The organism is Gemmatimonadota bacterium, from assembly GCA_041390125.1.
GTDB lineage: Bacteria > Gemmatimonadota > Gemmatimonadetes > Longimicrobiales > Gaopeijiaceae > JAGQIF01.
The window spans coordinates 156,604-182,500 of sequence record JAWKQN010000013.1; the positions used below are offsets into that span (position 1 = coordinate 156,604).

The 25,897-nt window shown below is 69.3% G+C and carries 23 protein-coding genes and 1 pseudogene; 17 read left to right on the forward strand and 7 right to left on the reverse strand.

The features are described from left to right. Positions 1-148 precede the first annotated feature (148 nt). Positions 149-775, reverse strand: a complete 627-nt coding sequence (pyrE, locus tag R3E98_15495; GenBank protein MEZ4424815.1) for an orotate phosphoribosyltransferase — start codon at positions 773-775, stop codon at positions 149-151. Here pyrE and R3E98_15500 point away from each other — a divergent pair. The 10 genes from R3E98_15500 to R3E98_15545 all read left to right on the forward strand — a co-directional run bounded on the left by R3E98_15500 (position 767) and on the right by R3E98_15545 (position 16,944). Further along, positions 767-1,855: a hypothetical protein gene (locus tag R3E98_15500; protein ID MEZ4424816.1), complete on the forward strand. Its 1,089-nt coding sequence runs from the start codon at positions 767-769 to the stop codon at positions 1,853-1,855. The two genes, pyrE and R3E98_15500, sit on opposite strands and share 9 nt — an antisense overlap. Before the next feature lie 64 nt (positions 1,856-1,919). Further along, positions 1,920-3,329 carry a HAMP domain-containing sensor histidine kinase gene (locus tag R3E98_15505; protein MEZ4424817.1) on the forward strand — a complete coding sequence of 470 codons (1,410 nt, stop codon included), beginning with the start codon at positions 1,920-1,922 and terminating at the stop codon, positions 3,327-3,329. Positions 3,330-3,363: 34 nt separating this feature from the next. Next, positions 3,364-4,818, forward strand: a complete 1,455-nt coding sequence (locus R3E98_15510) for a sigma-54 dependent transcriptional regulator (protein MEZ4424818.1) — start codon at positions 3,364-3,366, stop codon at positions 4,816-4,818. Between the two features lie 56 nt (positions 4,819-4,874). Further along, on the forward strand, positions 4,875-5,783 hold the full coding sequence (locus tag R3E98_15515; GenBank protein MEZ4424819.1) for a hypothetical protein: 909 nt from the start codon (positions 4,875-4,877) through the stop codon (positions 5,781-5,783). Next, positions 5,780-6,931 (forward strand): hypothetical protein, encoded by a 1,152-nt coding sequence (locus R3E98_15520; protein ID MEZ4424820.1) that lies wholly within the window; start codon positions 5,780-5,782, stop codon positions 6,929-6,931. The genes R3E98_15515 and R3E98_15520 overlap by 4 nt, the downstream gene beginning before the upstream one ends. 68 nt (positions 6,932-6,999) lie before the next feature. After that, entirely contained in the window at positions 7,000-11,757 is a 4,758-nt protein-coding gene (locus tag R3E98_15525; protein MEZ4424821.1) for a serine hydrolase, read from the forward strand. A 430-nt stretch (positions 11,758-12,187) separates the two neighbouring features. Beyond that, complete coding sequence (locus R3E98_15530; protein MEZ4424822.1) at positions 12,188-13,939, forward strand: hypothetical protein; 1,752 nt, start codon at positions 12,188-12,190, stop codon at positions 13,937-13,939. Positions 13,940-14,332: 393 nt separating this feature from the next. Further along, positions 14,333-15,358: an integron integrase gene (locus tag R3E98_15535; protein MEZ4424823.1), complete on the forward strand. Its 1,026-nt coding sequence runs from the start codon at positions 14,333-14,335 to the stop codon at positions 15,356-15,358. Positions 15,359-15,560: 202 nt separating this feature from the next. Beyond that, positions 15,561-16,181: a hypothetical protein gene (locus R3E98_15540; protein ID MEZ4424824.1), complete on the forward strand. Its 621-nt coding sequence runs from the start codon at positions 15,561-15,563 to the stop codon at positions 16,179-16,181. A gap of 178 nt (positions 16,182-16,359) precedes the next feature. Then, positions 16,360-16,944 carry a hypothetical protein gene (locus tag R3E98_15545; GenBank protein MEZ4424825.1) on the forward strand — a complete coding sequence of 195 codons (585 nt, stop codon included), beginning with the start codon at positions 16,360-16,362 and terminating at the stop codon, positions 16,942-16,944. Between the two features lie 1,429 nt (positions 16,945-18,373). On the opposite strand, the gene R3E98_15550 is transcribed toward R3E98_15545, so the two are convergent. Next, positions 18,374-18,667, reverse strand: a complete 294-nt coding sequence (locus R3E98_15550) for a hypothetical protein (GenBank protein MEZ4424826.1) — start codon at positions 18,665-18,667, stop codon at positions 18,374-18,376. Between the two features lie 220 nt (positions 18,668-18,887). Beyond that, a complete protein-coding gene (locus R3E98_15555; protein MEZ4424827.1) occupies positions 18,888-19,910 on the reverse strand; it encodes an IS110 family transposase in 1,023 nt (340 codons plus the stop codon). A 224-nt stretch (positions 19,911-20,134) separates the two neighbouring features. Here R3E98_15555 and R3E98_15560 point away from each other — a divergent pair, with 224 nt between their 5' ends. The 3 genes and pseudogenes from R3E98_15560 (at position 20,135) to R3E98_15570 (ending at position 21,629) form a co-directional block, all read left to right on the forward strand. After that, entirely contained in the window at positions 20,135-20,869 is a 735-nt protein-coding gene (locus tag R3E98_15560; protein ID MEZ4424828.1) for a DUF429 domain-containing protein, read from the forward strand. Positions 20,870-21,109: 240 nt separating this feature from the next. After that, complete coding sequence (locus tag R3E98_15565; protein ID MEZ4424829.1) at positions 21,110-21,406, forward strand: BrnT family toxin; 297 nt, start codon at positions 21,110-21,112, stop codon at positions 21,404-21,406. Then, positions 21,403-21,629 (forward strand): annotated as a pseudogene (locus tag R3E98_15570) (BrnA antitoxin family protein). The gene R3E98_15565 and the pseudogene R3E98_15570 overlap by 4 nt, the downstream one beginning before the upstream one ends. A gap of 426 nt (positions 21,630-22,055) precedes the next feature. Here R3E98_15570 and R3E98_15575 read toward each other — a convergent pair. Both R3E98_15575 and R3E98_15580 read right to left on the reverse strand, forming a co-directional pair. Beyond that, the gene (locus R3E98_15575; GenBank protein ID MEZ4424830.1) at positions 22,056-22,400 is read right to left on the reverse strand and encodes a type II toxin-antitoxin system PemK/MazF family toxin; all 345 of its coding nucleotides are present in this window, start codon (positions 22,398-22,400) and stop codon (positions 22,056-22,058) included. Further along, positions 22,394-22,630: a ribbon-helix-helix protein, CopG family gene (locus R3E98_15580; protein MEZ4424831.1), complete on the reverse strand. Its 237-nt coding sequence runs from the start codon at positions 22,628-22,630 to the stop codon at positions 22,394-22,396. The genes R3E98_15575 and R3E98_15580 overlap by 7 nt, the downstream gene beginning before the upstream one ends. Positions 22,631-22,875: 245 nt before the next feature. Here R3E98_15580 and R3E98_15585 point away from each other — a divergent pair, with 245 nt between their 5' ends. Together R3E98_15585 and R3E98_15590 are read left to right on the forward strand one after the other, a co-directional pair. Continuing rightward, the gene (locus R3E98_15585; GenBank protein ID MEZ4424832.1) at positions 22,876-23,085 is read left to right on the forward strand and encodes an AbrB/MazE/SpoVT family DNA-binding domain-containing protein; all 210 of its coding nucleotides are present in this window, start codon (positions 22,876-22,878) and stop codon (positions 23,083-23,085) included. Beyond that, positions 23,082-23,465, forward strand: a complete 384-nt coding sequence (locus R3E98_15590) for a type II toxin-antitoxin system VapC family toxin (protein MEZ4424833.1) — start codon at positions 23,082-23,084, stop codon at positions 23,463-23,465. The genes R3E98_15585 and R3E98_15590 overlap by 4 nt, the downstream gene beginning before the upstream one ends. Here R3E98_15590 and R3E98_15595 read toward each other — a convergent pair. Together R3E98_15595 and R3E98_15600 are read right to left on the reverse strand one after the other, a co-directional pair. Continuing rightward, a complete protein-coding gene (locus tag R3E98_15595) occupies positions 23,462-23,818 on the reverse strand; it encodes a hypothetical protein (protein ID MEZ4424834.1) in 357 nt (118 codons plus the stop codon). The genes R3E98_15590 and R3E98_15595 overlap by 4 nt on opposite strands. Before the next feature lie 115 nt (positions 23,819-23,933). Continuing rightward, entirely contained in the window at positions 23,934-24,158 is a 225-nt protein-coding gene (locus R3E98_15600; protein ID MEZ4424835.1) for a DUF433 domain-containing protein, read from the reverse strand. Positions 24,159-24,869: 711 nt separating this feature from the next. Between R3E98_15600 and R3E98_15605 the strand changes: the two genes are divergently transcribed. Beyond that, a complete protein-coding gene (locus R3E98_15605; protein MEZ4424836.1) occupies positions 24,870-25,490 on the forward strand; it encodes a hypothetical protein in 621 nt (206 codons plus the stop codon). A gap of 112 nt (positions 25,491-25,602) precedes the next feature. Next, a partial coding sequence (locus R3E98_15610) for a hypothetical protein (GenBank protein ID MEZ4424837.1) occupies positions 25,603-25,897 on the forward strand: 295 nt, incomplete at its 3' end.

Here is a 25,897-nt window from a genome sequence, read left to right on the forward strand (position 1 = left end):
CACGGGCTGGGGACGTGCCCCACCAAGCCCGGAGGCGCGACGCGGGTTCCCGACCCGACCGCTGCGGCGGGAAGACGGGCGGCCGAGCCGCCCGGACCGTCGGCCCTGGACCCGCTCCGCCGCGGGCGGACCGATCCGCCCGCCCCGGTCAGCCCTGGACGGCCTCGCCGCTCGCGACGCCTTCGTCCGAATCCGCCTCCGAACCCTCGTCGCCCTCGGGGGCGTCCTCCGCGAGGAGCTCCGTGGCCGTGTAGAGCGAGACCAGCTTGTGACCGGCTTCTTCGAGGCGCTCCCGCCCGCCCTCCTCGCGGTCCACCACGGTGAGGACGGCCAGCACCGTGCCGCCGGCGGCCTCCACGGCCGAGATGGCCTGGAGCGCGCTCGACCCGGTGGTCATGGAGTCCTCCACGATCACCACCTGGGCGCCTTCGGGCTCGAAGCCGCCCTCGATGAGCTGGCCGGTCCCGTGCTCCTTGGCCTGTTTGCGCACGGAGAAGGCGTCGATCGGGTGGCCGCTCTCCCAACTGGCGCGGGCCAGGGAATACGCCACGGGGTCGGCGCCCATGGTCAGGCCGCCCACCCAATTGGGCCACAATCCTTCGGCCCACAGGGCGTCCAGGGCGACCCGCCCGGTCAGGAACTGACCCTCGGCGCTCATGGTTGTGCGCCTGGCGTCCACGTAGTAGCTCGAACGTGCGCCGCTGGCGAGGGTAAAATCGCCGCGCTTCAGCGAGCGCTCCTTCAGAAGTCGTTTGAGGCGTTCACGATGGTCCATGTCCCAACGTTCGGCCCGTTCCGGGTGCGGCGTCAACCGGTGTGGGGGCCTCTGCTGCCCTTCCTTGCCCTGGTGGCGCTGGGGATCGGCGCGTGCGCCTCGGACACCGGCACCCAGCCCGGGCAGTTCCGCTTCGGGCAGCTGGGCGAGATCCGCGTGACCGTGGTCTCTCCCCTGATCGTGGTGCAGAACGGGACGGCCAGCACCCAGGGCGAGCTGCAGCAGGTGTTCTCGTGGAACTCCAACGGTGCCTGGCAGATCCTGGAGAGCGTGAGCTACCAGGGCCGGGTCGGGGACCAGGACCTCATGCGCGCACCGGGGAATCCGGCGTTCTACCAGGGAGGGTATGCGACCCTCATCACCCACCTGAACGACACGCCGGCGCTGCAGCTCCTGGGCATCGAGGATCTCGATCCGGACCTGTCGCCCGACTGCTTCGGGGACGGTCGGGACTCGCGCTCCAAGGTCATCGTCCAGATCAGCGACTCGATCAGCGGTGGCCGCATCCGCTGGACGCGCTGCGCGGAGGGCACGCTCGGCGACCTGACGCCGGAGGGCGCGGGCCCGGGCGAGAGCGCCAGCCGCGTCGTGCAGGCCGCCGTGCTGGCCCGGGATTTCGCGCTGGGCGAGCGGTGGCAATCCCGCTACGTCGGGACGCTGCCCTTCGGCACGCTCGACAAGGGCGAGGGCTCCCTGGCCACCAGCCTGACCCAGCCGCGCGTCTTCCGGCTCGGTCCCAACGCGCCCTCGTCCTCCACCAACGCGCCCGCCGAGTTCGCGACGTTCTGGCGCCAGCACAAGGGTCAGGACCAGGCGCCCCCCAACGTGGACTGGCAGCGGCAGATGGTGGTGGTGGCCGCCATCGGGCCGGTTCCGGAGGCCGGTGATTCGATCGAGGTGCGGCGCATCGTCGAGGAGGGGTTGGGCACCACGCTGGTCGAGTTCTACGAGCGCCAGCCCGGGGACTTCTGCTCGCCGGCCTCCCGCACGCAGATCCCCTATCACATCGTCGTCGCGCCTCGCGTCACGAATTTGGTCCGCTTCGCCGACCCGCGCGTCGAGCGGGTCCCGTGCGTCTGAACCAGCGGGGTCGCGGCGGTCCCGCTCCCTCGGGTCGCCCATCGATGACCCGGAGTCGGGCCCGATGACCCTGCGGCGGCGCTTCGTCCTGACGTTCGTCGCCTTCGCCCTCGCCCTCACGGTGGCGGGAGGCCTGCTGGCCTGGACCTTCACCCGCGCCCAGGTGGAGCGCGAGCTGGACGAGAAGCTCCTGGCGGTGGCCGGGATCACCGCCGACGTGGGCGGGATGGAGGGCCTGGCCGTAGGGCTGACCCCGGGCATGGAGCAGACCCAGGCCTATCAGCTCCTCGCCCAGCGTCTCCGATTGATGACCCGGTACGTGGCGGCCGCCTACCTGATCCGCCGCGACCTCCGGGTCCTGGTCTCCACCGCGCCCACCGATTCCCTCCCGATCGGCGCCCCTCTCTACGTGCTGGGGTCGCACCGCGAGGCCATCGATCGGGCCTGGGAGACCGGAAGCGCCACCTCCGACCTCTTCGACGTGGACGGTCGGCTCTACAAGTACGGCTTCGTGCGGCTGGGCGACCCCGCCGTGGCGGAGCCCTCCCTGATGATCGCCGCCCAGATCCCGGCCAACTACCAGGCCGCGCTGGTCCGGCTGCGCCGGACGCTCATCCTGGGCTCGATCGGCGCCGCGCTGCTGGCCGTCCTGCTGGCCGGGCTCCTGTCCACCCGGGTGACCAGCCCGCTCGACCGCCTCTCCCACGCCGCGCTCCGGATCCAACGGGGCCGGATGGAGGACCCGATCCCGACCGAGGGGACGGACGAGATCGGCCGCCTCTCGCGCGCCATGGAGCGGATGCGGGTCGGACTCATCGATCAGCGACGTCAGTTGGAGCTGATGGTGGCGCAGGTGGCCCACGAGATCCGGAACCCCCTGGGGGGCATGGAGCTGCTGGCGGCCGTGGCCGCCGATTCGGACGATCCCACGGAGCGCAGGAGGATCATCTCCCGGATCCGGGGCGAGGTGCAGGCCCTGAACACGATCATCACCGAGTTCCTGGCCTATGCCCGGCCGGCCGACGCCGAGCCGCGGCTGCACGACGTCCGGGATCCGATCGCCGACGCCGCGGAGATCGTCCAGGCCGAGATGGGCCCCAAGGGGCGGGAGATCCGCGTGGAGGTGGCAGACGAGCCGCTCCGCGTGCGGGCCGACCCCGACCAGGTGAAGCGGCTCGTGCTCAACCTGATCCGGAACGGGGCGCAGGCGGGCAGGACCGTGTGGGTGCGGGGGCGGCGCGAGGACGGGGACGTGGTCCTGTCCGTACGCGACGACGGGCCCGGCGTGCCGGAGGAGTTGCGGGAACGCATCTTCGAGCCGTTCGTGACCGACAAGGAACAGGGCGCGGGCCTGGGACTTGCCATCGTCAAGAAGATGGCCGAGGCCAACGGAGCCCGCCTCGAGCTGGCCCCGAACGGTGCCGCTCCTGGGGAGGGCGCCGAGTTCCGGGTATATTTCGAGTCTGTTCCGTAGAGGTGTGTCCCCCGCCGCCGAACGCGGGGTGCCCATGTCTTCAGCGACCTGGCAGGAAGACCTCGTGGCCCAGCTCCTGATCATCGACGACCACGACTCCATGCGGGAGGGCCTGGAGCTCCTCCTCCGGCGCCGCGGTCATCGCACCGTATCCGCGGAGAGCGGGCAGCGGGGATTGGAGCTGCTGGCCGAGATCGGGGCCGACCTGGTCATCACCGACCTCAAGATGGCCCAGGTGGACGGCATCGAGGTGCTGCGGCGCATCAAGGAGCGCCACGCCGGCACGGACGTGCTGGTCATGACCGGCTACGGCACCGTCGAGAACGCCGTCGAGGCCATGAAGCTCGGCGCGGTGGACTTCATCTCCAAGCCGTTCTCCTCCGAGGAGTTCGGCGTCAAGGTGGACCGGCTCCTGGCGGAGCGCGCCGAGCGGGCGCGCGCCAATGGCGGGAACGGATCGGCGACCTCTCCCGCACCGGACCGGCCCATCGCGACGGACCGGAGTCCCGCCGCCCGCGCCCACTTCGGCGAGCGGTACGGGGAGCTGGTCGGCGGCTCCGAGGTCATGCAGGACGTCTTCCGCTGGGTGGACCGCGTGGCCCGCTCGGACTCCACCGTCATGATCTACGGCGAGTCCGGGACGGGGAAGGAGCTCGTGGCCCGCGCCATCCACACGCATTCGAGTCGCGCGTCCGGCCCCTTCATCCGAGTCAACTGCGGCGCGCTCTCGGAGAGCCTGCTGGATTCGGAGCTGTTCGGGCACGAGAAGGGCGCCTTCACCGGTGCCGAGCGGCAGCGCCGGGGTCGCTTCGAGCTGGCCCACGGCGGGACGCTGTTCCTGGACGAGATCGCCACCATCTCGCACAACACGCAGGTGCGCCTGTTGCGGGTCCTGCAGGAGCGGGAGCTCGAGCGCGTGGGCGGCGAGCAGACGGTGCCCGTGGACGTGCGCATCATCGCGGCCACCAATGCTTCGGCCGAAGAGCTGCTGACCGAGCGCTCCTTCCGCGAGGACCTGTTCTACCGCCTGCACGTGGTGCCGCTCACGCTTCCTCCGCTGCGCGCGCGCCGCTCCGACATCCCGGTGCTCGCGCAGCACTTCCTGGAGAAGCTGCGCGAGCGCACCTGCACCTCCGTGCGGACGCTCGCGCCGTCCACGCTCGAGCGGCTGTCGCGGCACACGTGGCCAGGCAACGTGCGGGAGCTGGAGAACGTGGTGGAGCGGGCCCTGGTGCTGGCGGAGGGGGAGGTCCTGGAGGCCGGAGATCTGCCGCCGCTGGGCTCCCTCAACGGCGAGGCCCAACCGGAGGGCCCGGATCTGCCGGAGGCCGGGATGGACCTCACGGAAGAGCTGGAGCGTATCGAAGAAGGCCTGATCCGCCAGGCCCTGGAACGGGCGGGAGGCGTCAAGGCCGAGGCCGCCCGCCTGCTCCGGCTCAAGCCCAGCGCGCTCCACTACAAGCTGGCCAAGTACGGGATCGAGGGATGACTGCTCGCCGCCGTTCCGCTCCCCCCGTCCGCGCTCGTCGCGGGTGCCGGGGAGGGGTGCGTGCGGCGGTCGTGCTCGCAGGGCTGCTGGGCGCGGCTTCTCTCGTGGCCGTGCCGGTCCTCGCGCCCGCGCCGCTGGCCGCCCAGGCGGTGGAGCAGGCCCAGGAGCAACGGGAGCTCGAATACCAGGCGGCGCTCTCCGCGCTCGAGAGCGCGCAGGCCGCGCGCCGGGCCCTGCAGAGCCGCTTCGAGCAGTGGTCCGATTCGCTGAACGTCGCGCGCATCGCCGGCGACGAAGCCCGCCGCAACAACGCCTACCGCGAGCTGCTCGGCGTGACCACGGATCTGGGCAGCGCGGATCGTCGGGTCGAGCAGACGGCCACCGCGCTGGAGCAGGCCCGCTTCGCGCTCAAGGACCTGATCGACAAGCGCATGGATCTGCTCGTCGACCAACTCCAGTACACGAGCACGGACAACGAGCGCCGCACGCTGGCGCTCGTCTACGAGGACCTCTCCAACCGCTTTGAGGAGCTCGACCGCGAGGCGCCTCCCGAGATGCAGGTGACGCCGGTGGTCCTGCCCAACATCATGGCGTCCCCCACGGACGGCGCACGGGAGCTGTCCGCGAAGGCGGAGCTGCTCGAGCGCTACGCGGCGCGCTACGACACACTGATCGGCACCATCGAGCAGGAGCTGTCCGACCTGGAGAAGCGCGCGCAGCGCGACCGGGTGATGGGCGGCTTCCTGGCGGGGCTCGACCGGTACGGCGACACCAACCTGCCGGTGGGTCCGGCGCGCGAGGTGCCGCCGGCGGGCTCGGAGGCCGGTGAGTCCGCGACGCCCATCCCGCTCGAGGAGCGCATGGGAGAGCTGCGCGATCTGCTGACCCGCTACGAGTCGCTGCGCGAGGAAGCCCGCGAGCGCGCCGGACACCTGAAGCAGCGCGCGCAGGAGATCACCGAGTGAGCGGAACTCCCGCGGGGCGTGTGCTGCGCAAGCGGTGCGGCTGGAGCTGGGTGGTGGCGCTCGCCGGGGCGAGCGCGCTTTCGCCCGCCGACGCCGACGCCCAGATCAAGTGGCGTGACCTGCACGTGAGTGGCGGACTCTCGTTGGAGGGATATCAGGGCAACCTGGCGGCCGTGTCGGTCCCCCAGGTGGATTCCACCGAGGCGGCCCAGGCCGCCGTGGGTGAGTTCGCCGGGCGGGGCCAGCTCTGGTTGCTGGAGGGCGCGACGCGCGACCTGTGGGTGGGCTTCGACGCCGGCTTGCGGCAGTTCGCCGCCACGGGCTTCGAGGTGCGCGACTACGCCCCCCGCGAGTGGGTGGGCAACGTCGCGCTGAACTTCCGCCAGGACCTGGGCGCCAGCCGCCTCATGGCCAGCGTGCGCGCGCGCGGACGCGACGTCGCCGACCGCCCGCCGATCCCGCTGTTCATCCAGCCGGGCTACGGCATGGCCACGGGTGAGCTGCGGCTGCTGCTGCCGCCCGCCCGGGACGTCTCGTTCGACGTGAGCGTCGGTGGCGAGATCTCCGACTACACCTCACTGGTGTTCACCCCGCAGCTCGACCTGTTGGACCGACGCGCTTTCGAGACGGAACTGGGCGCCTCCTGGCAGGGCACCGCGGCCTGGCGGGTGCGCTTCTTCAGCGGGCTCGACATCTCGCACTACGAGCGCCAGGGCACCGCGCTGCCCTCCGATCCCTTCCGGCGCGACCACGCCGTGCGCGCGGGTGCGCAGTGGAGCTACGGCGGGTCGCGTATGGATCTGCGTCTGGGCGCCGAGGGCATCTTCAACCGCTCCAACTCGCGCCGCGTTGAATACGACGCGCTGCGCGCCAGCGTGGTCAGCGGTATGGCGCTCCCGTGGGAGATCACCGCGAACGTCTACGGGGTCTTCACGCTCAAGCGCTATCTGCTCGAGCTCGAGACCGCGCGCGTGGCGCCGGGCGAAGAGGCCGACAACGCCACCGTCGCGTATCTGTTGCTGAGCCGCCCGGTGGCTGCCAATCTGGACGGCGCCATCCGCTTCGGATGGACCCGGGCCGAGACGGACATCGGCGACTCGTACTTCCGGCGCTACGGGTTCAGCGTGCTGCTGGACTACCGGCCGTAACGGAAGGGGCGGGCGCCGCTCCACCGCGGACTCCGGGACCCGTCTCCCGTCAGCGGGTTGGACCCTTCGTGCACGCAGCATCCCGGCGCGGTCGGCAGGCCCGCCTTCCCTCGACGCTCCTCGCGCTGGTCATCACCGCGGTCGCGTGTCCGCACCTCGCGGCCCAGGCCTCGCCCGGCGACTCCGTCCGTGTGCTCGAGTACACGACGGCCGAAGGCACCTGGATCTCGCTCGACGTGTCCCCGGTCGACGGCACCCTGGTCTTCGAGCTGGTAGGAGACGTCTACACGCTCGACGCCGGAGGCGGACAGGCACGCCCCCTCCTGACCGGCCCCGCCTTCCAGTCGCAGCCCCGCTGGTCGCCAGACGGCGCCCGCATCGCATTCATCAGTGACGGCACCGGCTCCGACAACGTCTGGCTGGCCACGGCGGACGGGAGCGACGCGCACGCCCTGAGCACCCTCCCGCGCTCGCTGGTCCTGTCTCCGGCCTGGTCGGCGGACGGCCGCGCGGTCTTCGCGACCGTGGTGGATGCCTACGGCGCGCGGACGGCCGCGCTGTGGCGCTGGGATGTCGAGACGGGGGAGGGCGCGCCGCTGGTGGAGAACGCGAACGGCCCGCCCCAGCCCCTGGTCTCCAGCCCCGCCCCGGGCCCGTATGGCGCGCACGCCGCCCCGGACGGGGAGTGGCTCTGGTACACCGCGGTGACGCCGCGCCCGTACGGCAGCCGGAACGGTGCGTCCACCCGGATCCTGCGCCGGCACCTGGGCAGCGGCCGGGAAGAGCCGGTCGCGCTGGAGGGCACGAGCCCCATGAAGCCGGTGCTGTCCCGGGACGGCCGCTGGCTGGTGTACGGCGCGGTCCAGGATGGGCGCACCGGGCTCCGGCTCCGTGACCTGCAGCGCGCGCGCGAGCGCTGGCTGGCCTATCCGGTGGACCGGAACGCGCTCGAGTCGAGGGCGTCGCGCGATGTGCTGCCGGACCTGGCCTTCACGCCGGACGGGGCGGCCGTGATGGCCGCGTACGGGGGCCGCATCCACCGGCTCCCCGTGGACGGCTCGGCGAGCGAGGTCGTGCCCTTCCAGGCCCAGGTCCGGGTGGAGACCCGTCCCGCCCCGGACGTCCGGGTGCGCCTGCCGGACGGGCCGGTCCGGGCCCGACGGGTGGACCAGGTGGCCGTGGGGCCGGACGGCCGCCTGGTCTTCTCCGCCCTGGGGCGGATCTGGGTGGCGGGGCGGGCCGGGGAGCGGCCGGAGCGCCTGACCCGGTCGGAGCGGCCCCGGGAGTTCATGCCGGCCGTCTCCCCGGACGGCCGGCAGGTGGCGTTCGTGACCTGGGGCGCGGAGGGAGGTCACCTCTGGGTGACCCGCCGGGACGGACGGGGGGAGCCGCGGGCGGTTGGGGGTGGTCCGGCCCTCTGGGTGGACCCGGCCTGGACGCCCGACGGCCGCGCCCTGGTGGCGCTCCGGGCCCCCGTGGGCTCGGCGCGCGCGGCGCCCGAGCTGGTGCCCCCGGACGCGGAGGTGGTGTGGGTGGCGGTGGACAACGGGGCCGGTGCCGCCCCGTCCAGTCCTGCGCGCCCGGACGCGATCCGATCCGAGCCCGGGCGTCCGCGGGTGACCGACGGTGCGAGCGCGTTGGATGGGACGGAGCACGGGGGCGGTGGCGCCACCACGGCCGCCTTCCGGGTGATCGCACCCGCGGGTACGCTGCGCCGACCCCACTTCGGGCCCGATCCCGAGCGGGTCCTGCTCACGTCTCCCTTCGACGGGCTGGTCTCCTTCGCGCTCACCGGCGGAGATCGGCGGGTGCACGCGACGCTGGCGCGTGGGCAGGGCCTGGGCTTCGCGGGAGCCGTGCGCGAGCTGCTCCTGAGCCCCGACGGCACCCGCGTCGCCGCGCGCGTGGGCGAGCGCGTCCACGTGCTGCCGTTCCCGGAGCGTGGGCCTGGCGACGACGCTGCCCCGCCGGAGCTCGATGCGCTGGGGTCCGATGCAACCTCGGACGCGGACGCGCCCCAGACCTTCACGTGGGGCGGGGACGGTTCGCTCGTGTGGGTGCACGGCCGCACGGTGGAGCGTGTCGACGACGCCCGCGTGCACGGTGGCGCGCTCGTCCCGCGCTCGGTCCAGGTGGACGTGCGGCTGCCGCGTGCGGGCGGCCGCGGGACCCTGGTGCTCCGGGGCGCCCGCGCGATCACGATGCGCGGCTACGAGATCGTCCCCGACGCCGACATCGTGATCACGGACGATCGCATCGCGGCCCTCGGTCCCCGCGGCAGCGTACCGGTGCCCGCAGGTGCCCGCATCCTGGACGTCACGGGCCGGACCATCATGCCCGGGATCATCGACGTGCATGCGCACTGGAGCGTGGGACGGGGCGCGCTCAGCGCCGAGATCCTGGAGCCCGAGTCACCGCAGGCCTACGCCAACCTCGCGTTCGGCACCACCACGATCCGCGATCCGCAGAGCAGCGCGGACATCTTCGGCTATGCCGACCTGATCGAGACGGGCGCGGCCGCCGGTCCGCGCGTGCTGTCCACCGGGCCGGGCGTGTTCCTCGACCGCGACTTCCAATCGCTGGACGACACGCGCGCGTTGCTGGAGCGCTACCGGGACGATCACGGCACCTGGATGGTCAAGTCCTACCTGGTGGGCAACCGGCAGCAGCGGCAGTGGATGGCCGAAGCGAGCCGAACGCTCGGGATGCTGACCACCACCGAGGGCGGCTCCGACACCAAGATGGACCTGACGCACGCCATCGACGGCTTCGCAGGCAACGAGCACGCCTTTCCCGATGCGCCCATCCACGACGACCTGGTGCAGCTCGTGGCGCGGAGCGGGATCGCCTACACGCCCACGTTGCTGGTGTCCTTCGGGGGCGCGCTGCCCATCTACCGGCTGCAGGCCGAGGAGCGCCCGCACCTGAACGCGCGGCTGGCGCCGTGGTTCCCGGCGGGCGAGCTCTGGCAGAACACGTCCACGCGCCTGCTCTGGTTCCCGCCGGAGGACTACAACGACGCGGACGTGGCGCAGGGCGCGGCCGACATCCTGGAGGCCGGAGGGCGGGTGGCGCTGGGCGGGCACGGCGAGATGCAGGGGCTGCAGAACCACTGGGAGATGCGACTTCTGGAGGCAGGGGGTATGAGACCGCACGACGTGCTGCGCGTGGCCACGATCCTGGGGGCGAGCGCGCTGGGACTCACCGACGACCTGGGCAGCCTCGAACCGGGCAAGAAGGCGGACCTGTTGGTGCTCGAGGCCGACCCGCTCACGGGCGTGCGCCATGCGGAGCAGATCGCCTGGGTCATGAAGGACGGCGTGCTGCGCGACGCGCGCACGCTGGACGCGGTGTGGCCGGTGGTGGAGCCACTCCCGACGCCGTGGTGGCGCGCGCCGATCTCCACCGCGTCCACGCGCAACGACCCGACGGCCGCCGAGTCGGTGTCCGGCCGACCCGCGATCCCCGAGCCCGCCATCGACGCCGTGGTGGAGGCCGACATGGCCGCGATGCGCGTGCCCGGCATGGCCGTGGCCGTCCTGGAGGGCGACGCGGTGCGCATCGCCAAGGGCTACGGGTTCGCCAACCTGGAGCACCAGGTGCGCGTGACGCCGCAGACCTTGTTCCAGTCCGGCTCGTTGGCCAAGCAGTTCACGGCGGCGGGCGTCCTGGCGTTGGTGGAGGAGGGCCGCATGCAGCTCGACGCGCCGCTCTCCACCTATCTCCCGCGCACGCCGGCGGCCTGGTCCGGCGTCACGATCCGGCACCTGCTGTCGCACACGTCGGGCGTGCCCGACTACACGAGCGAGGGGTTCGACTACCGGCGCGACTACACCGAGGACGACATCCAGACGATGGCCTTCGCCATGGCCCTCGAGTTCGCGCCCGGCACACGCTGGAACTACTCGAACACCGGGTACGTTCTGCTGGGCATCGCGATCGGGCAGGTGACGGGGAGGCCCTACTGGGAGTATCTGCGCGAGCGCATCTTCGACCCGGCCGGCATGCCCACCGTGCGTGTGATCTCCGAGGCGGCGGTGGTGCCGCATCGCGCGTCCGGCTATGCGCTGGACGCCGACGGCGAGTGGGTCCACCAGACGTGGGTGTCCCCCACGCTCAACACGACGGCGGACGGCTCCATGCTGTTCAGCCTGGAGGACCTGATCGCGTGGGCGCGCACCGTGCGCGAGCGGCGGGTGCTGTCGGAGGAGAGCTGGGACGCCATGCTCGCGCCGACCCGTCTGAACAGCGGCAACACCCATCCGTACGGGTTCGCCTGGTTCCTGGGAAGCGTCAACGGCCAACCCGTCCAGGAGCATGCGGGCTCGTGGCAGGGCTTCCAGACGCAGCTCATCCGCTATCCGGACCGGGATCTCACCATCGTGGTGTTGGCCAACCAGCGTAGCGCCCGTCCGTCCGACACCTCGCGGAGGATCGCCGCCGTCATCGATCCGATGTTGGAGGAAACGGAGCCCACCATGCCGATCGCGGACCGGGATCCCGAGGTCACCGCGCTGCTCCGGCGGGTGCTGGAGAAGACCGCACGCGGCGAGCTGAGGCTGTCCGACTTCGAGTTCGTGCGCCAGACCGTGGTGCCGCGCATGAGCGCGGCCTACGCCGCGTTGCTTCGCGACCGGGGCGCGATCGAGGCCATCGACCTGCTGGCCACGGGGACGGAAGGGGACGACCGCACGTTTGTGTACCGGGTGCGCTATCCCCGGGGCGCCGTGCAGGCGTCCATCAAGGTGGGGCCGGGCGGGGGGCTCACGGGGCTGCTGCTGCGGCCGGTGGAGCCCGACCCGCGCCCTGCACGCCCCGTGAAGTAGCGCCCTCACGCCGTCTGCTCCCCGCGTGATCCGGGGCGGGGCGGTTCGGGCTAGGGAGCAGTGAACCGCGGGGCGCGCCCGCGACCCCGCCGTCCTGCCCGGAGGCTCCATGTCCGCCCGCATTCCCGGTCGGTGTAGCTCGCCCCAACGGCAGAGCTCCCCGCATCGGCAGAGCTCCCCGCTTCGGCAGAGCTCCCCGCATCGGCAGAGCTCCCCGCATCGGCAGAGCTCACCGCGTCGGCAGAGCTCACCGCATCGGCGCAGCTCCCCCCAACGGTGTAACTCTCCTCAACGGTCAAGCTCCCCCCGTCGATGCAGCTCCGGCTCGACATCGACCCGCCGGGCCCCGTTTGCGGCGCTGGTGCTCGCGTTCCTCACAGCCGGGACGCTCTCGGCGCAGGACGCCAAAGCCGTGCAGCAGGCGCAGGCGATGAAATCGAAGGGGGCGACGGTCGAGACGGTGGCCGCACAGATCGCCCGGGACCATCGCCTGGATGCGGCGGGGACCGCACAGGTGCTGCGGGCCGCCCGGTACGATGCCAAGGCCACGGCGGCCGGGCTGCAGCCGGCCTTCCGCCTGGACGTGGCCGGCAGCGCCGCCGTCCTGCGCCGGGCCGGCTACGATGCGCGCGCCACGGCGCCCGCGCTGGTGGAGGTCTACCGAGCCCGCAACGCGGTGGTGATGGACGTCATGCAGCGGGCGGACTTCGATCCGCGCGAGCTGCGCTTCGTGGCCGCCCAGGTCCTGCGGATGCCGGCGGAGGACCTGGTGGCCCAGATGAAGGCCGAAGGCGCGACCACGTTGGAGACCGCCCGGGTGCTGCACGACGCCTACCAGATGGCGCCCGCGCCGGCCGGTGACGTGCTGCACCCGGCGGGCTTTCGCGGAAGCGAGATCGTGGAGGCGTTCCGGCTCGTCTGGGGGCTGGACGTGCATCAGGCGTTGCAGGCCATGTACGACATGGAGGTGGAGTTCAGCTCTCCCTACGGCTTCCTGGAATCGGCCGGGTACGAGGTGCCCGCGCCGACCATCGACCGCTACCGCATCGCGGACTACAGACCTGGACGGAGCGGCCAGCTCATCGAGAACGAGGGGGTGGTGGACCCGGCCAAGGTGGTGGGGATCGCACCGGATCCGTCCGACGGGGTGGTGGAGATGCTCATCCGCTACCGGGACCTGGACCAGCTCAACGCGGACTTCGGCGGTGTCGGCGGGGAGATCCTGGGCCGCACGCCGCACACGTACCAGGCGAACGGAGCCACCTGGGAGGGCGAGTGGCTGAAGGTGCGCTTCCGCGACTTCGACTCGGGCTGGTTCCGACTCGAGCGTCTGACGCGCTCGGCGACGCGCAGCGCCAAGGCGCTGGCCTACCACGTGGTGGAGCCGGCGATGATCGTCGAGCCGATCGAGGGCATGACGGTGACGCTGGGGGCGGAGCCCAACGTGGGGACGGTGACCCTCCCGAGCGGGACGTTCGGCGGAGTGGCCATGCAGGGCAGCACGGTCGCGTTCGAGGTGCCCACGGATCAGCAGCTCGGCATCACGTCGGACGTGCACGACTTCGCCTCCAACTCCACCACGGTGACCACGCGGTCGGTGGGCGGGGACAACCTCGAGATCGAGATCGACATCGGGTTCGAGACGGCGGGCGCGGAGGTGGAAGGGACCTTCCTGGACTACGTGCCGTGCTGGACCTGCGGCACGTTCCGGATCCCGCGGAGCACCTGCTTCGGCATCAACATCCCCTGCTTCGCGAGCTTCCTGGGATCGGTAGGCGCCTCCCTGGGCTCGTGCCTCGATCCGCAGAACTGGGAGGAGGGCCAGATGGCGGACGGTCCGGCGCTTCCCTTCCAGGCCGACCTGACCAACCCGGCGCTCGAGATCCGGATCGTGCTGGCCGCGGATCCCGCGACGGGCGCGTTCAGCGTGAAGCAGGTGGTGCCGACGTTCGATGCCGGCGTGCAGCTCCGCACGACCCACGAGGATCTCGAGCTGCATGTGATCCAGGACTACGTGATGGGGCAGGTCAACCAGAAGCTCATGAACGCGCTGACGCAGATGGACCTGGGTGGCAAGGTGGTGGCGTCCCTGGAGATCGCGCGGGGCGTCTTCGGGTGGGGGCACCTGCGCGGGCTGTATCTGCTCGGGGACGGGCGCTGGTTCCTGGACGCGGAGTACTGAAGGGGCAACCCGGGGTCGGCGGCCATCGCAGCAGGCGGTCCATCGGCGCCTCTTCCGCGGTCGGATCTTCGTTCGCGTCGGGCACGGTTGGGCTCCGGCTCGGCGGGTCGCACTCGATGCCCGTCCGGCGCGGTCCCTGCGCTGCGAGCTCGGGCCTTCAAGCGTCCTGCGAGCGCAGGCCTTCCCCCGCTTCCCGGGACGCGGCTCCGTGCCTTCGAACCATGGTGCCGCCCGCTCCGTACCGCCTTCGTTCAACCGTCCATGGCGGTGGATCCTCCACCGGTCACCCGTTCTGGCGACGCGTTCCGGGTCTTCGTCCGTTCCAGCGACGCCGTGGGTCCAGGCCTCGGGCCCTGCCGACGGACGATCCGCCGCGCCAACGGAGCCTGGCACGTGCCCGATGGTCACCGACCCGAACATGCCCGGGAAGCGGCCCCACCGCGCCTGCTGGAGCGGGTGTCGCGCGCCATCCAGGCGAGACGCTACAGCCCGCGGACCGAGGAGGCCTACCGCACCTGGATCCGGCGCTTCGTCCGGTTCCACCAGAACCGCCATCCGGACGACATGGGCGCGGAGGAGGTGGACCGCTTCCTGACCCACCTGGCGGTCGACGGCGGCGTGGCCGCGGCCACCCAGGCACAGGCCCGGGCGGCCCTGGTGTTCCTGTACCGGCATGTGCTCGGGCGGCCGCTGGACGAGCTGGGCGAGGACGTGGTCCGCGGTCGGCTCCCGCGCACCCTGCCGGAGGTCCTCACGCGCCGGGAGACCGGGGCGCTGCTGCGGACGCTGAGGGGCGATGTGCGCCTGGTGGCGGCCGTGCTCTATGGCGGAGGCCTGCGGCTGCTGGAGGGGCTGCAGCTGCGCGTGAAGGATCTGGATCTGGAGCGAAGGGAGCTGCGCATCCACAGGCCCAAGGGAGCGCGCGACCGCGTCAGCGTGATCCCGGCGTCGCTGGTGCCACAGCTGCACGATCAGATCGAGCGGAGGCATGCGCTCCACCTGCGCGATCTGGCGGCCGGCGGCGGCTGGGCGCCCCTGCCGGACCGGTACCGGATCAAGGCACCCCGCGCGGCCCTGGAGGTCGGCTGGCAGTTCCTGTTCCCTGCGACCACCCAGATCACGACCGCGCCGGGACGCCAGGGGCGCGCCCACCTGCACCCGACGGCCGTCCAGCGGAGCGTGAAGGCGGCCGTGCGTGCCCTCGGGCTGCCCAAGCGAGCGAGCTGCCACACGCTGCGCCACTCCTTCGCCACCCACCTGCTCGAGGACGGCTACGACATCCGCACCATCCAGGAGCTGCTGGGCCACAAGAGCGTCCGCACGACCATGATGTACACCCACGTCCTGAACCGAGGCGGCCTGGCTGTCCGGAGCCCGCTGGACACGATCCGCTTCGACGACGACCCCACCACAGGCTAAGCGCCCAAGCTCGCCGTGCTTAGGCTGCGGAGGCCGGCTTCCCGCTGTCGCTCCCGACCGCTCCACCCCTGGCGTCCCTCCCGGCGGCCGGGCATCATGGTCGGGCAGCCCATTTCCCCATGCCGCCGGGCCACATCGGGGTCGGGGGCGGTGGGGAAAGGGAGTTAGACGGCCCAACGAATGACCCATCGAGGCGTCGCCAGTGTCCCTACCCTCCAACGTGCCACGATATGACTCCGTCGACCTGATCGATTTCGATCATCTCGAAGCGCGGTTCGTGGTGAGCGCCACGCCACCAGTCGCGGCGGCAGCATGGACCAAGCTCGCCGAGACCGAACGACGGCTGGACCACTTTGACTGGGCGCTGCACGTGGTCCGCGAACCGCGGCGCCTCGAACGGTTCATCCGCGACCTCGCAACGGCTTTCCTCATGTCTTTCGAGGCGACGCTCCAGATTCTCACTACGGAGCGTCTTCACGGCGGTCTCGATAGGTGGATTGAGGGCCGCGCTGAGTACGACGTGGTGTGTCGCGGCCTCCGCACGCTCCGGAATCTCGAGGCGCACGTACAACCCGTCGAGCTAACCGCGTCGTCATTAACCGACTCATCCCGTTTTGTCGCGGGCATCGAATCTGGCCGGCGGACCTTCTGGCTCTTCCCCACGCTAACTCCGACGGACCTCGATCGCCTGATGCCTCACGGTCGCAAGCTCCGGGCCGAGGAGTGCGACGCATGGAACGCCACGGTTGCCAGCCACTCGGCGCGTGACCTCATGACGCGTGGCCTCCGCAGTCTGGTCTCGATCGTTCTGGACTCCCCGTAGCCACTGCGCCATGGCCGTCTAACACGCGTTTGCTGCTGTCGCCTGGCTCTCCGAGCTGGTAGCCGCTCCGATCTTGCCGCCACCCAGCCGGGAAGCCATCCTGAGGGCGCAGCAGAAACGCCGACCGTTAGGCGGAAATCCAATCTTCCTGGAAATGCTCCGAGTCAGTCTCCCGTTCGTGTCGTTCCTGGGCATGATGATGCTCCTGACGCCGCAGTCCGTTCGGGCTGACTCCGACGGATACTATTGCGTCGGCGCAGACTACATCGCCTATCAACTTCGTGGTTGGAACTGGTACAACCGCGGCGAGCATCGGCTGACCGTGGTCCGCTTCGGTGTGGACGGGCCGAGGCTGCTCGGAGAGGTCGCCTTGGGCGCAGACTTCCAGCCGCATGCGATGGACTGCGGAGCCCGAGAGGTCGTCCTGCAAGGATTCGGGGAGGGCTACATCCGAGTCGCCGTCGCACTCCGCGAAACCGGACTCGAGGTCGCCGAGCTGCTCCGAGATCCAGTTCGGCAGTTCTCGCCGGCCGACTTCCCGACGCCGCTCCCCAATCTGGGGGACTACTCCAGAGCTGGCTCCACCCAGATCGGCGACGTCGGGGGCACCCCTGTCTGGCTCGCCATCTTGCATCATCCCGTCGGTGGTCCTCGCTGGTGCCGGGAGGTCGAAGCCTGGGTGCAGATCGGCGATCCCGAGCAACCTCCCCGCTTTTCCCTGCAGCTGTATCGCGGATTCGCCGCCTGCGAGGGGCCAGGCTAGCGTCCGGCGATTCCGCCTAACAAAGAATTGCTGCTGACCGGGTAAGCTGCGTGGGTCCGGAAGCCCTCGCCTGGCGGCTCGCGCTCCGGGTCGGCACCTTGGTCCGGCAGCAGAATTCCGATCCGTTAGGCGGCCCTTCTAGCGCCGGGGGGCGCGTCGGCGTTCCCCCGGCATAAGAAGCTTGCCGATTATCACGCTTCGCACAAACGCCATTTGTATGCACCTTGCACCTTGGGTGCCTTGCGAGTGGGATATCTGTATGTAGGAGCGGTTCACGGTCCGTAGGCGTTGCCGTCCGCCCGCACACGGCCCGCACCACTCTGGATGTGAGGAGGTGAAGCGTATGCATCGCAGCCTGGCGGGATTGTTTGCGGTGGCCGTCGCCGTGACGGCAGCTGAAGCAGCGGCGCAAGACACACCGCTACGAGTTGGCAGTCTAGACGGCCCCAATGAGACAGTGTTTGGCTTGATCGCGGACGCGGATGTCGATCCCACCGGCGATGTCCTCGTTCTCGACATGCGAATGCTGGAGTTGCGGCGTTTCGACCGTAACGGGAGTTACATCGGGAAGGTGGGAAGCCCAGGCGCGCCGGGGCTTCGTCCACGCCAGAGAATTTCTCCTGGTCTTCCGGTGGGGGCTGGGTATTCCGCTCAATTGGCCTCGTCATCATTAGCTAGCCCCGACACCTAACAAGGATATCTGACTCCTCCTGAGCTGAGCGCAAGAGACGCGACGCGGAGAGGTCGACTGCAAACGTATCTCCGGCCTCTGAGATGCCGGCGCATGAGCGCCCAGGCCACGATGGGTAGTCGCGCGTGGGGAGCCAATCGGTTTAGCACGGCCCCGAGGGCCACTCTTGTTATCGGCAGATCCCCACGCCGGTCCGACCGGTGATCCATCGTCGCGAATCGTGCAAGCTTGCAGATGCGAGAGGGAGAGGATCGTCTAGGCAGCCTCACGTGCCGCTGGAAGGGCTGCTGTTCATCCAGACACGCCAGCAGACGCGGGCGAGCTTGTTGGCGAGCGCGACGGCATACGTTGTGGGTGCGCCGCTGTTGGATGCGAAGCGCCCAGACGCGCAGATCGTCCGGAGCGCGTCCGAGACAGTGCCGGCGCGCAGAAGCGGAGCGCGCGCCGTGGATGAGCATCATCCGCAGATAGCGGTTGCCGCGCTTGGTGATGCCCGAGGCGGCGGTGGATCCGGTGGAGTGCTCCCGCGGCGTCAGTCCTAGGTAGGCGGCGAACTCGCGTCCCGAGCGGGAAAGCGGCGGATGTCGCCTACGAAGGCGACGAGCGCGGTGGCGGTCAGGACGCCGACGCCGGGGACGGAAAGCAGAGCCCGAGCGTTTGAGCGTGACGGGCCGTGCCCTCGAGCTCGTCGTGGATGCCCGGCCCGGGCCTCGAGCGTCTGGATCTCCGCGAGCACGTCTAGCAAGGCCGCGCGCAGATGCGGGGGAGCTTGTCCTGCTCGATCGCCCTGCGGGCGAGCCCAACGACGCGCTTGGCTCCGAGCGGGAGGATGACGCCGGAACTCGCGGAGCAGCCCGCGAATGAGTTGATGCGAGCCGTCCGGGTGCGCAGGTAGCCCTGACGAAGCCGATGCAGGGCGGCGATGGCCTGCTGGTCGATCGACTTGACGGGGACGGGATCGATGTCGGCGTTGCGCGCCGCCTCCAGGAGCGCCTTGGCGTCGTATCTGGACTCCTCCTGAGCTGAGCGCAAGAGACGCGACGCGGAGAGGTCGACTGCAAACGTATCTCCGGCCCTGAGAGCGGGCGCATGAGCGCCCAGGCCACGATGGGTAGTCGCGCGTGGGGAGCCAATCGGTTTAGCACGGCCCCGAGGGCCACTCTTGTTATCGGCACATCCCCACGCCGGTCCGACCGGTGATCCATCGTCGCGAATCGCGGTGCAGCTCGTGATGCGAGAGGGAGAGGATCGTCTAGGCAGCCTCACGCCGCTGGAAGGGCCGTTGTTCGATCCAGACACGCCAGCAGACGCGGGCGAGCTTGTTGGCGAGCGCGACGGCGGCCACGTTGTGGGTGCGCCGCTGTTGGATGCGAAGCGCCCAGACGCGCAGATCGTCCGGAGCGTCCGAGACAGTGCCGGCGCGCAGAGCGGAGCGCGCGCCGTGGATGAGCATCATCCGCAGATAGCGGTTGCCGCGCTTGGTGATGCGCCCGAGGCGGCGGTGGGATCCGGTGGAGTGCTCCCGCGGCGTCAGTCCTAGGTAGGCGGCGAACTCGCGTCCCGAGCGGAAGCGGCGGATGTCGCCTACGAAGGCGACGAGCGCGGTGGCGGTCAGGATGCCGACGCCGGGGACGGAAAGCAGAGCCCGAGCGTCGGGCATGTGACGGGCCAGGCCCTCGAGCTCGTCGTGGATGCCCTGGGCCCGGGCCTCGAGCGTCTGGATCTCCGCGAGCACGTCTAGCAAGGCCGCGCGCAGATGGCGGGGGAGCTCGTCCTGCTCGATCGCCTCGCGGGCGAGCCCAACGACGCGCTTGGCTCCGAGCGGGAGGATGACGCCGAACTCGCGGAGCAGCCCGCGGACCGAGTTGATGCGAGCCGTCCGGGTGCGCAGGTAGCCCTGACGAAGCCGATGCAGGGCGGCGATGGCCTGCTGGTCGATCGACTTGACGGGGACGGGATCGATGTCGGCGTTGCGCGCCGCCTCCAGGAGCGCCTTGGCGTCGGCGCGGTCGGTCTTGTTGCCGTCGCGGTAGCGGGCGACATCGCCGGGATGAAGCAGCGAGACGCGGTGACCGAGAGCCTGAAGGGTACGGCCCCAGTGGTGAGCAGACCCGCAGGCCTCCAAGAGCACGTGCGCGGCCGGCCGATCGGCGAAGAACCGCGGGAACTGGGCGCGGGTCAGCCGGTGCCGCTCCTGGACGCGGCCGGGCTGCTGAGAGACGGCGACTTCGAACACGGACTTTGCCAGGTCTACACCGATCTGAGTAGTGTTCATCGGACTCCTCCTCCGGGAGTTGGCCTTCGGGGCCGTGGTTCTGTTTGGCACTCTGGTGCCGTCCAGGGGGAGGAGTCCATCCCATCATTTGCTGCTGTGGCGTAACGACTTAGAGGCCGGTGTCCGTCCGGCTTGCGCCGGCCAGCCACCGGGGACCATGGTGCACGCGCAGCAGAAACACGATCCGCTATGCCGCACCTGCTCACCCCGGAGCGCTCCAGCCTGTGCAAGTCCTCGGTATCGACTGTGCGGCACAGCCTAAGAACGTCGGCATAGCATACGCACGTGACCACCAGGTACTCCATGTGGCAGCTGCTACGAGGGATCCGTTGGCCCTAGCTGTGGAGTGGGTGGATTGGAGCAGGCCTGTCGTCCTCGCCATGGACGCCCCCCTTGGCTGGCCTGCCCCGATGGCCTCAGAACTCGCGCGCCACGCACCGGGGGACGCGATCCAAGCCCCCCCGAACGACTTCTTCCGCCGGCGCACCGACCGGCGGATCCACGCGGTCTTGCGCAAGCTCCCCCTCGACGTGGGCGCCGACCGCATTGCTCGCGCCGCCTACGGCGCCCTCAGCTTCCTCGCTGGCCTGCGCAGGGAGTCCCGCTGCTCGATCCCCCTCCTTTGGGAGCCAGCGCCCACTGCCTCGGGCGTAATCGAAGTCTATCCGGCGGGCACGCTCAAGGCCCACGGCCTTCCATGTGGTGGGTACAAAGCATCGGACGTGGTGCAGTCTGCCGCCCGCGTCGCGATTGCCAAAGCCCTATCCGAGAAGCTGCGCCTTCCGGATGATCCGATCATCACCTCGAATGCGGACGCACTCGACTCAGTTGTCTGCGTGCTCTCTGCTCTCGACTTCCTCGCTGGCGCTTGCATTGAGCCTGGCGAGGATCGTCCTTGGGCCGAGAAGGAAGGCTGGATCTGGGTAAAAGATCCGACCTGCGGTGCGGGTGCGGCATAACACGGAATTGCTGCTGTCCGGGTCGGCTGCGCGGGCCCGAGAGCCCTCGCCTGGCGGCTAGGGCCCCGGGGCGGCATTGTTGCTCCGGCAGCAGAATTCCACACCGTTAGACGGCCGAGCGGAGGTGAGACGATGTCTGCACCCGCACCGAAGTCTCGAGTCTTCCGGACGGAGCACCGGCGACTCCCCAGGCCGAGAACCAGGGTTGCCGCGTACATACAGCGTGCGTACATTGACCATGTGCCCGAGATCCGCTTCGAATGGGACCTCTGCAAGGCGCGGTCGAATCAGCGGAAGCATGGGGTATCGTTCGAGGAAGCGGCGTCGGCGTTCTATGACGATGACGCGTTGGTCCTGGAGGACCCGGAGCACTCCGGCGACGAAGATCGCTTCATCCTCCAGGGGCTGAGTTCCTTGGTGCGGCTCCTGGTCGTGATTCATTGCTTCCGCGACGCGGACGACACGATCCGCATCATCTCGGCCCGCAAGGCCACTCCAGCGGAGGCGGGACACTACGAGTCCCGGTTGAGACCATGAAGAAGGAGTACGACTTCTCGAAGGCGTGGAAGAACCCGTACGCAAAGCGTCTAAAGTAGAAGGTCACGATCCGGCTCGACGCGCCGACGATCGAATACTTCAAGACCTCCTATCGGAGCCGACCGGGATCCCGTATCAGACCCTCATCAATCTATATCTCCGCGACTGCGCCACCTCGAAACGTCGCCTGAACATCGACTGGCAGCCCGCGAGCGCAGGCTAGCTAAGCGTTTGCTACTGTCGCGCACCAACTTGCGTGACCAAGGCCCGGTCGGCTTGCGCCTCCCTGGTCCCGGCGACCAAGGTAGGGCGCGCAGCAGAAACGCCAGCCGCTAGAGCGACTCGTCCAACGTTCTGGAATAGTCCGTAATCGACATGGTGAAGGGTCGCGACGTTCAGACAAACGTGCATTGCCGTGCCCTCCCGATGGGAAGGGAGGTTAGAAGACGTCCGCATGTTCTACATGCGGTTTCGCAACGGCGAGTTCCGCGTGAGTGTGTCACCAGGCCCGACGTCTGACGTCTTGGAAGCCGTGCGAGGCGAGCGGATCGTTGATTACGTAAGCGACGATCCTCGCGACGGCTTCATGGACGAGCCGGAGATGCGGAGGCGTACGGAAACTGTCCTCGACTTCACCGCCGCGGCACGCCTAGAGTTCGAGGACTAGCCTCGAACCGCCGTCGATCGTCTCCATGAGGCTCGCGGGCACTCGGCCCTGTCGCTCAACCAAATAGTCCCGGTCCAACGTTACGATCTGAGTCACGTTGGCGACTGAATCCTTGGGCAAGCCGGAAGCGTCCCCTGGGACCAAGACGTTTCCGGGTGCATCGAGCAGCCGAGTGTTGGAGGTGAGGACCACCGCGACAACGGTCCGCAGCCGGCTCCGGTTGAAGGCATCCCCCTGAATGATCAAGACCGGTCGCCGGAACCCTGGCTCTGATCCGCGGGGCGCGTCCAGGTCCGCCCACCAAACCTCGCGTCTCTGAACTACCACTCCGCAGTCTCGACGCTCCGCGCCTGTGCACGTCGAACGTCGGCGGGAAGCCCGCTCAGCTCATCCATATAGACGCGATTGAGCTGATCCGTCACCCCCTCGGCTCGATGCTTCGCCAAGTACTCGGCCATAGCCCTCGCATAGAGCTCACTGCGCGACACGCCAAGTCGGTCCGCCAGCGCATCGGCGGACTCAAAGAGATCGTCAGGTAGAGATATGGCTGTCTTCATACTACAAGTATACCCCGGTCATACCGCTACAGGCAAGCGCTCTAACAAGAAATTGCTGCTGTCCGCGGAGGCGGTCCGGTAGCGTCGGGTAACGCCTCGGATTTACCGATCTGCCCGGTGCGCCAGCAGAATTCCGAGTCCATTAGAGCGCACCAGCTGCCACCGAGACCCCCGCGGAACTCGACCGGAGCGGTAGCGGTACCAGCCCAACGTCTTACGTTACAGGCATCGATCGTGGGGGCGTCTTGTCGACTGTCACGGTATCCAGCAAGTACCAGATCGTGATTCCTAAGGCGGTGCGGGAGAAGCTTCGTCTGCGCCCGGGTCAGAAGGTGGAGGCGTTTGCGCTCGGGGGCCGGATCGAACTGGTTCCGATCCGCCCGGTCGCGAAGATGCGGGGCTATCTGCGCGGGATGGATCCGAGCTTCGAGCGGGAGCCGGATCGGGAGCTATGAACGTCGTCGACTCATCGGGCTGGATCGAGTACCTGACCGATGGCCCGAATGCGGGCATCTTCGCGGTGCCGCTGGGGCATGGAGCCGGACTGCTGGTTCCATCAATCTTGATCCTGGAGGTCTACCGCTACGTCCTGCGAGAGCGGGGGCGTGAAGCTGCCCTGTCGGTGGCCGCCACGATGCGACAGGGGAGGGTGATCGACCTTGATGACGGGCTCGCGCTTGAGGCTGCCGAGCTTGGGGCGAGCATCGGCCTCCAACTAGCCGACAGCATCATCTACGCGACCGCGCTCCTTCACGGCGCGACGGTATGGACTCAGGACGCCGACTTCGAGGGCCTTGAGCACGTGGAGTACCGCCCCAAGAGGGGTGCGCTCTAACACGCTTCTTTGCTGCTGTCGCGTGGCGTCCGACCTAGCGGACCTCCCAGCCTTGCCGCCCTAGGCACCGCAGGCGTCACAGCCCTGCTGCATAACCCGCGTTTGCCGCTGACGCGCAATGACTCAGGGGGCGCGGGCCGGGTCGGCTTGCGCCTCCCCGGGCCGAGCATCAGCAGCGCGGTCGGGAGGGTGGCTGTGAGGAAATCGCGCAACGCCCGGTTCGTCGTGTTTCCGCACGTAACCCAAAGGACCTGGGGCGGAGCGCCGAGACGCGTCACGAGCTCGGCGAAGTCCGAGTCCTTTGAGAGCATCACGGCACCGGCTTCTCTCGCCCTTCTCGCCTTGGTGAAGATATCCGCGTCGCTCGCACCCCGAAGGCCGAGGTGCCGAACGGCACAGCCTCCAGGTCGAACTCATCCTCAAGCCAGCTGCAGACGCCGGGCGGCGGCTGCGCGTCGACACATAGCCTCACGCGGCGACGATCGGATGGTCCAGTTGGCGGCTTGCGTACTTCAGACTGGCCTCGATGTCCTCGGGCTCGAGGTCCGGGTAGTCCGCCAGGATCTCCGCGGTGCTCGCTCCGGCGGCGAGCATGTCGAGAACGTCAGTCACGCGAATCCGCATCCCGCGAACGCAGGGTCGTCCCCCGCAATGGTCCGGGTCGACGGTGATACGATCGGTGAGCTTGACCATGGATCCTCCGAAGCTGAAGCGGCGTCTGAAGATAGCCGAGTCTCCCGGACCTCCTCAACGCCGATACCGGGACGCCGGCGCCTCGCAGGGTCTACAAGAAGGCTTTCTACCAAAGCGTTTGCTGCTGCCGCGTAATGACTTAGCGGCTCGGAGGCTGCCCGGCTTGCGCCGACCAGTTCCCGCAGACCATGACGCTCGCGCAGCAGACACGCCAACCGTTGGGCCGCAAGATCTGACGGTGCTGGCTCAGCTAGCCTTTTCGATCTTCTCGCCGCGTAGGATTGCACCTCCCTCGCGGACACTGTCCATGAGCTCGGCAAACAGCTCGTCGCTCATCTCAACTCGTCCTCCCACGAGTGCCCTCAGCACCTTCTCGGGTCGTCTCGACGAGGCTGAAGCTCCTCTGGTCACCGCGGGCCCAGCGCCCCGCCGACGGCCTGGTCGACTCCATGGCGCAGGATCGACCCAGCGGCCCTCTCGGGGCTGGTCGGGATCGGCCCGCGGCTGGAGCCCTTACGCGAGTCCTCGGATCAGGGTCGCGCATTGCATTTCCCGGCCCGGCGTTGGCATCATGGCGGGACAGAAGAACCCAAAGACGCCAGGCGGTCCAGGGACCGCATCGGAACAGCAGGTCAGGTGGGCACACAGACGCCACGTGCTCTTCGCCGTGATTCCCGAACAGCGCGGCACTACTTTCCGCTGGTCACCGCGTTGCTCCTCTTCCTCACCGTCTGGGGCTTCTCGGACAACCTGCTGTGGCGGATCGATCAGCCGAGCAATCGCGATCCGAAGTTCATAGTCCACGGATCCTTCTGTCTGACGTGGATGATCCTGCTCTTCACACAAGCGAGCTTGGTGCGCCGTGGAAGCCTGAAGCTTCATCGCCGGCTAGGGCGCCTCGGAGTCGTCGTGGCGACTGGCGTCGCCGCCAGTACCGCCTACGTCTTCGTCACGGTGTGGAGGCCGTGGCAGGAGATGAGCCTCCTCGTACAGGGGAATCGGCTTCTGCTTGTCGGGTTCGCCGTACTCGTTGCGCTTGCCTTTCGAGATCGTGCTCGGCCCGAGTGGCACAAGCGATACATGCTCCTGGGCTCGTTCTTCATGCTTGAGCCAGTGCTCTCCCGGGCCTTCGACCCGATCGAACCCCTCTTGAGCGGATTCACCGAGAGCCAGATCGACGCCGCTTGGTGGGTGTTCTTCGTTGCCGTCTGGGGACTGCTCTTCCTGTCGCTCTCCGCGCATGACCGAGCGTGCGCCGGGACGGTTCACGAGGCGACAAAGGTCGGAGTCGGCCTCTTCTGTGCAGCGTGGTTGTTTGTTCTCCTCGTCTGATCGTCCGGGTAGGCTGTGAGGGCCGCGCAGCCCTCGGCTGGCGGCACGCGCTCCGGACCGGCATCCTGGTCCGAGACCAGCGACTGAGGCGCTCCTCATGGGATGGGCAGGTGTGAAGAACAGGCTTGTCGTCCTCGTGGCGGGGGCGCTTTGTGCGGCCTGCTCAAGAGGTGACTCGTATGATCTCGTGATCCGGAACGCGCGGATCGTGGATGCGCGAGCCGCCACACCGCGAGCACCCGTCGATATCGCCATCCGCACTGGCCGGATCGAGGCCATTCGACCTGCCTCCGCCGACGCCTGGGCTGGCTCCGCCTCCATCGATGTGGGTGGGCATTTCGTTGTTCCGGGGTTCGTCGACCTCCACGTCCACCTGCCGCCCGACTCGGCGGTACAGGAAGCCATCC

Excerpts from the sequence above, each read along its gene's own strand:
- R3E98_15590 (MEZ4424833.1), top strand. The coding sequence starts at position 23,082 with ATGAACGTCGTCGACTCATCGGGCTGGATCGAGTACCTGACCGATGGC.
- R3E98_15600 (MEZ4424835.1), bottom strand. The coding sequence starts at position 24,158 with ATGGTCAAGCTCACCGATCGTATCACCGTCGACCCGGACCATTGCGGG.
- R3E98_15530 (MEZ4424822.1), top strand. The coding sequence starts at position 12,188 with ATGAAATCGAAGGGGGCGACGGTCGAGACGGTGGCCGCACAGATCGCC.
- R3E98_15500 (MEZ4424816.1), top strand. The coding sequence starts at position 767 with ATGGTCCATGTCCCAACGTTCGGCCCGTTCCGGGTGCGGCGTCAACCG.
- pyrE (MEZ4424815.1), bottom strand. The coding sequence starts at position 775 with ATGGACCATCGTGAACGCCTCAAACGACTTCTGAAGGAGCGCTCGCTG.
- R3E98_15555 (MEZ4424827.1), bottom strand. The coding sequence starts at position 19,910 with ATGAACACTACTCAGATCGGTGTAGACCTGGCAAAGTCCGTGTTCGAA.
- R3E98_15505 (MEZ4424817.1), top strand. The coding sequence starts at position 1,920 with ATGACCCTGCGGCGGCGCTTCGTCCTGACGTTCGTCGCCTTCGCCCTC.
- R3E98_15580 (MEZ4424831.1), bottom strand. The coding sequence starts at position 22,630 with ATGAAGACAGCCATATCTCTACCTGACGATCTCTTTGAGTCCGCCGAT.
- R3E98_15510 (MEZ4424818.1), top strand. The coding sequence starts at position 3,364 with ATGTCTTCAGCGACCTGGCAGGAAGACCTCGTGGCCCAGCTCCTGATC.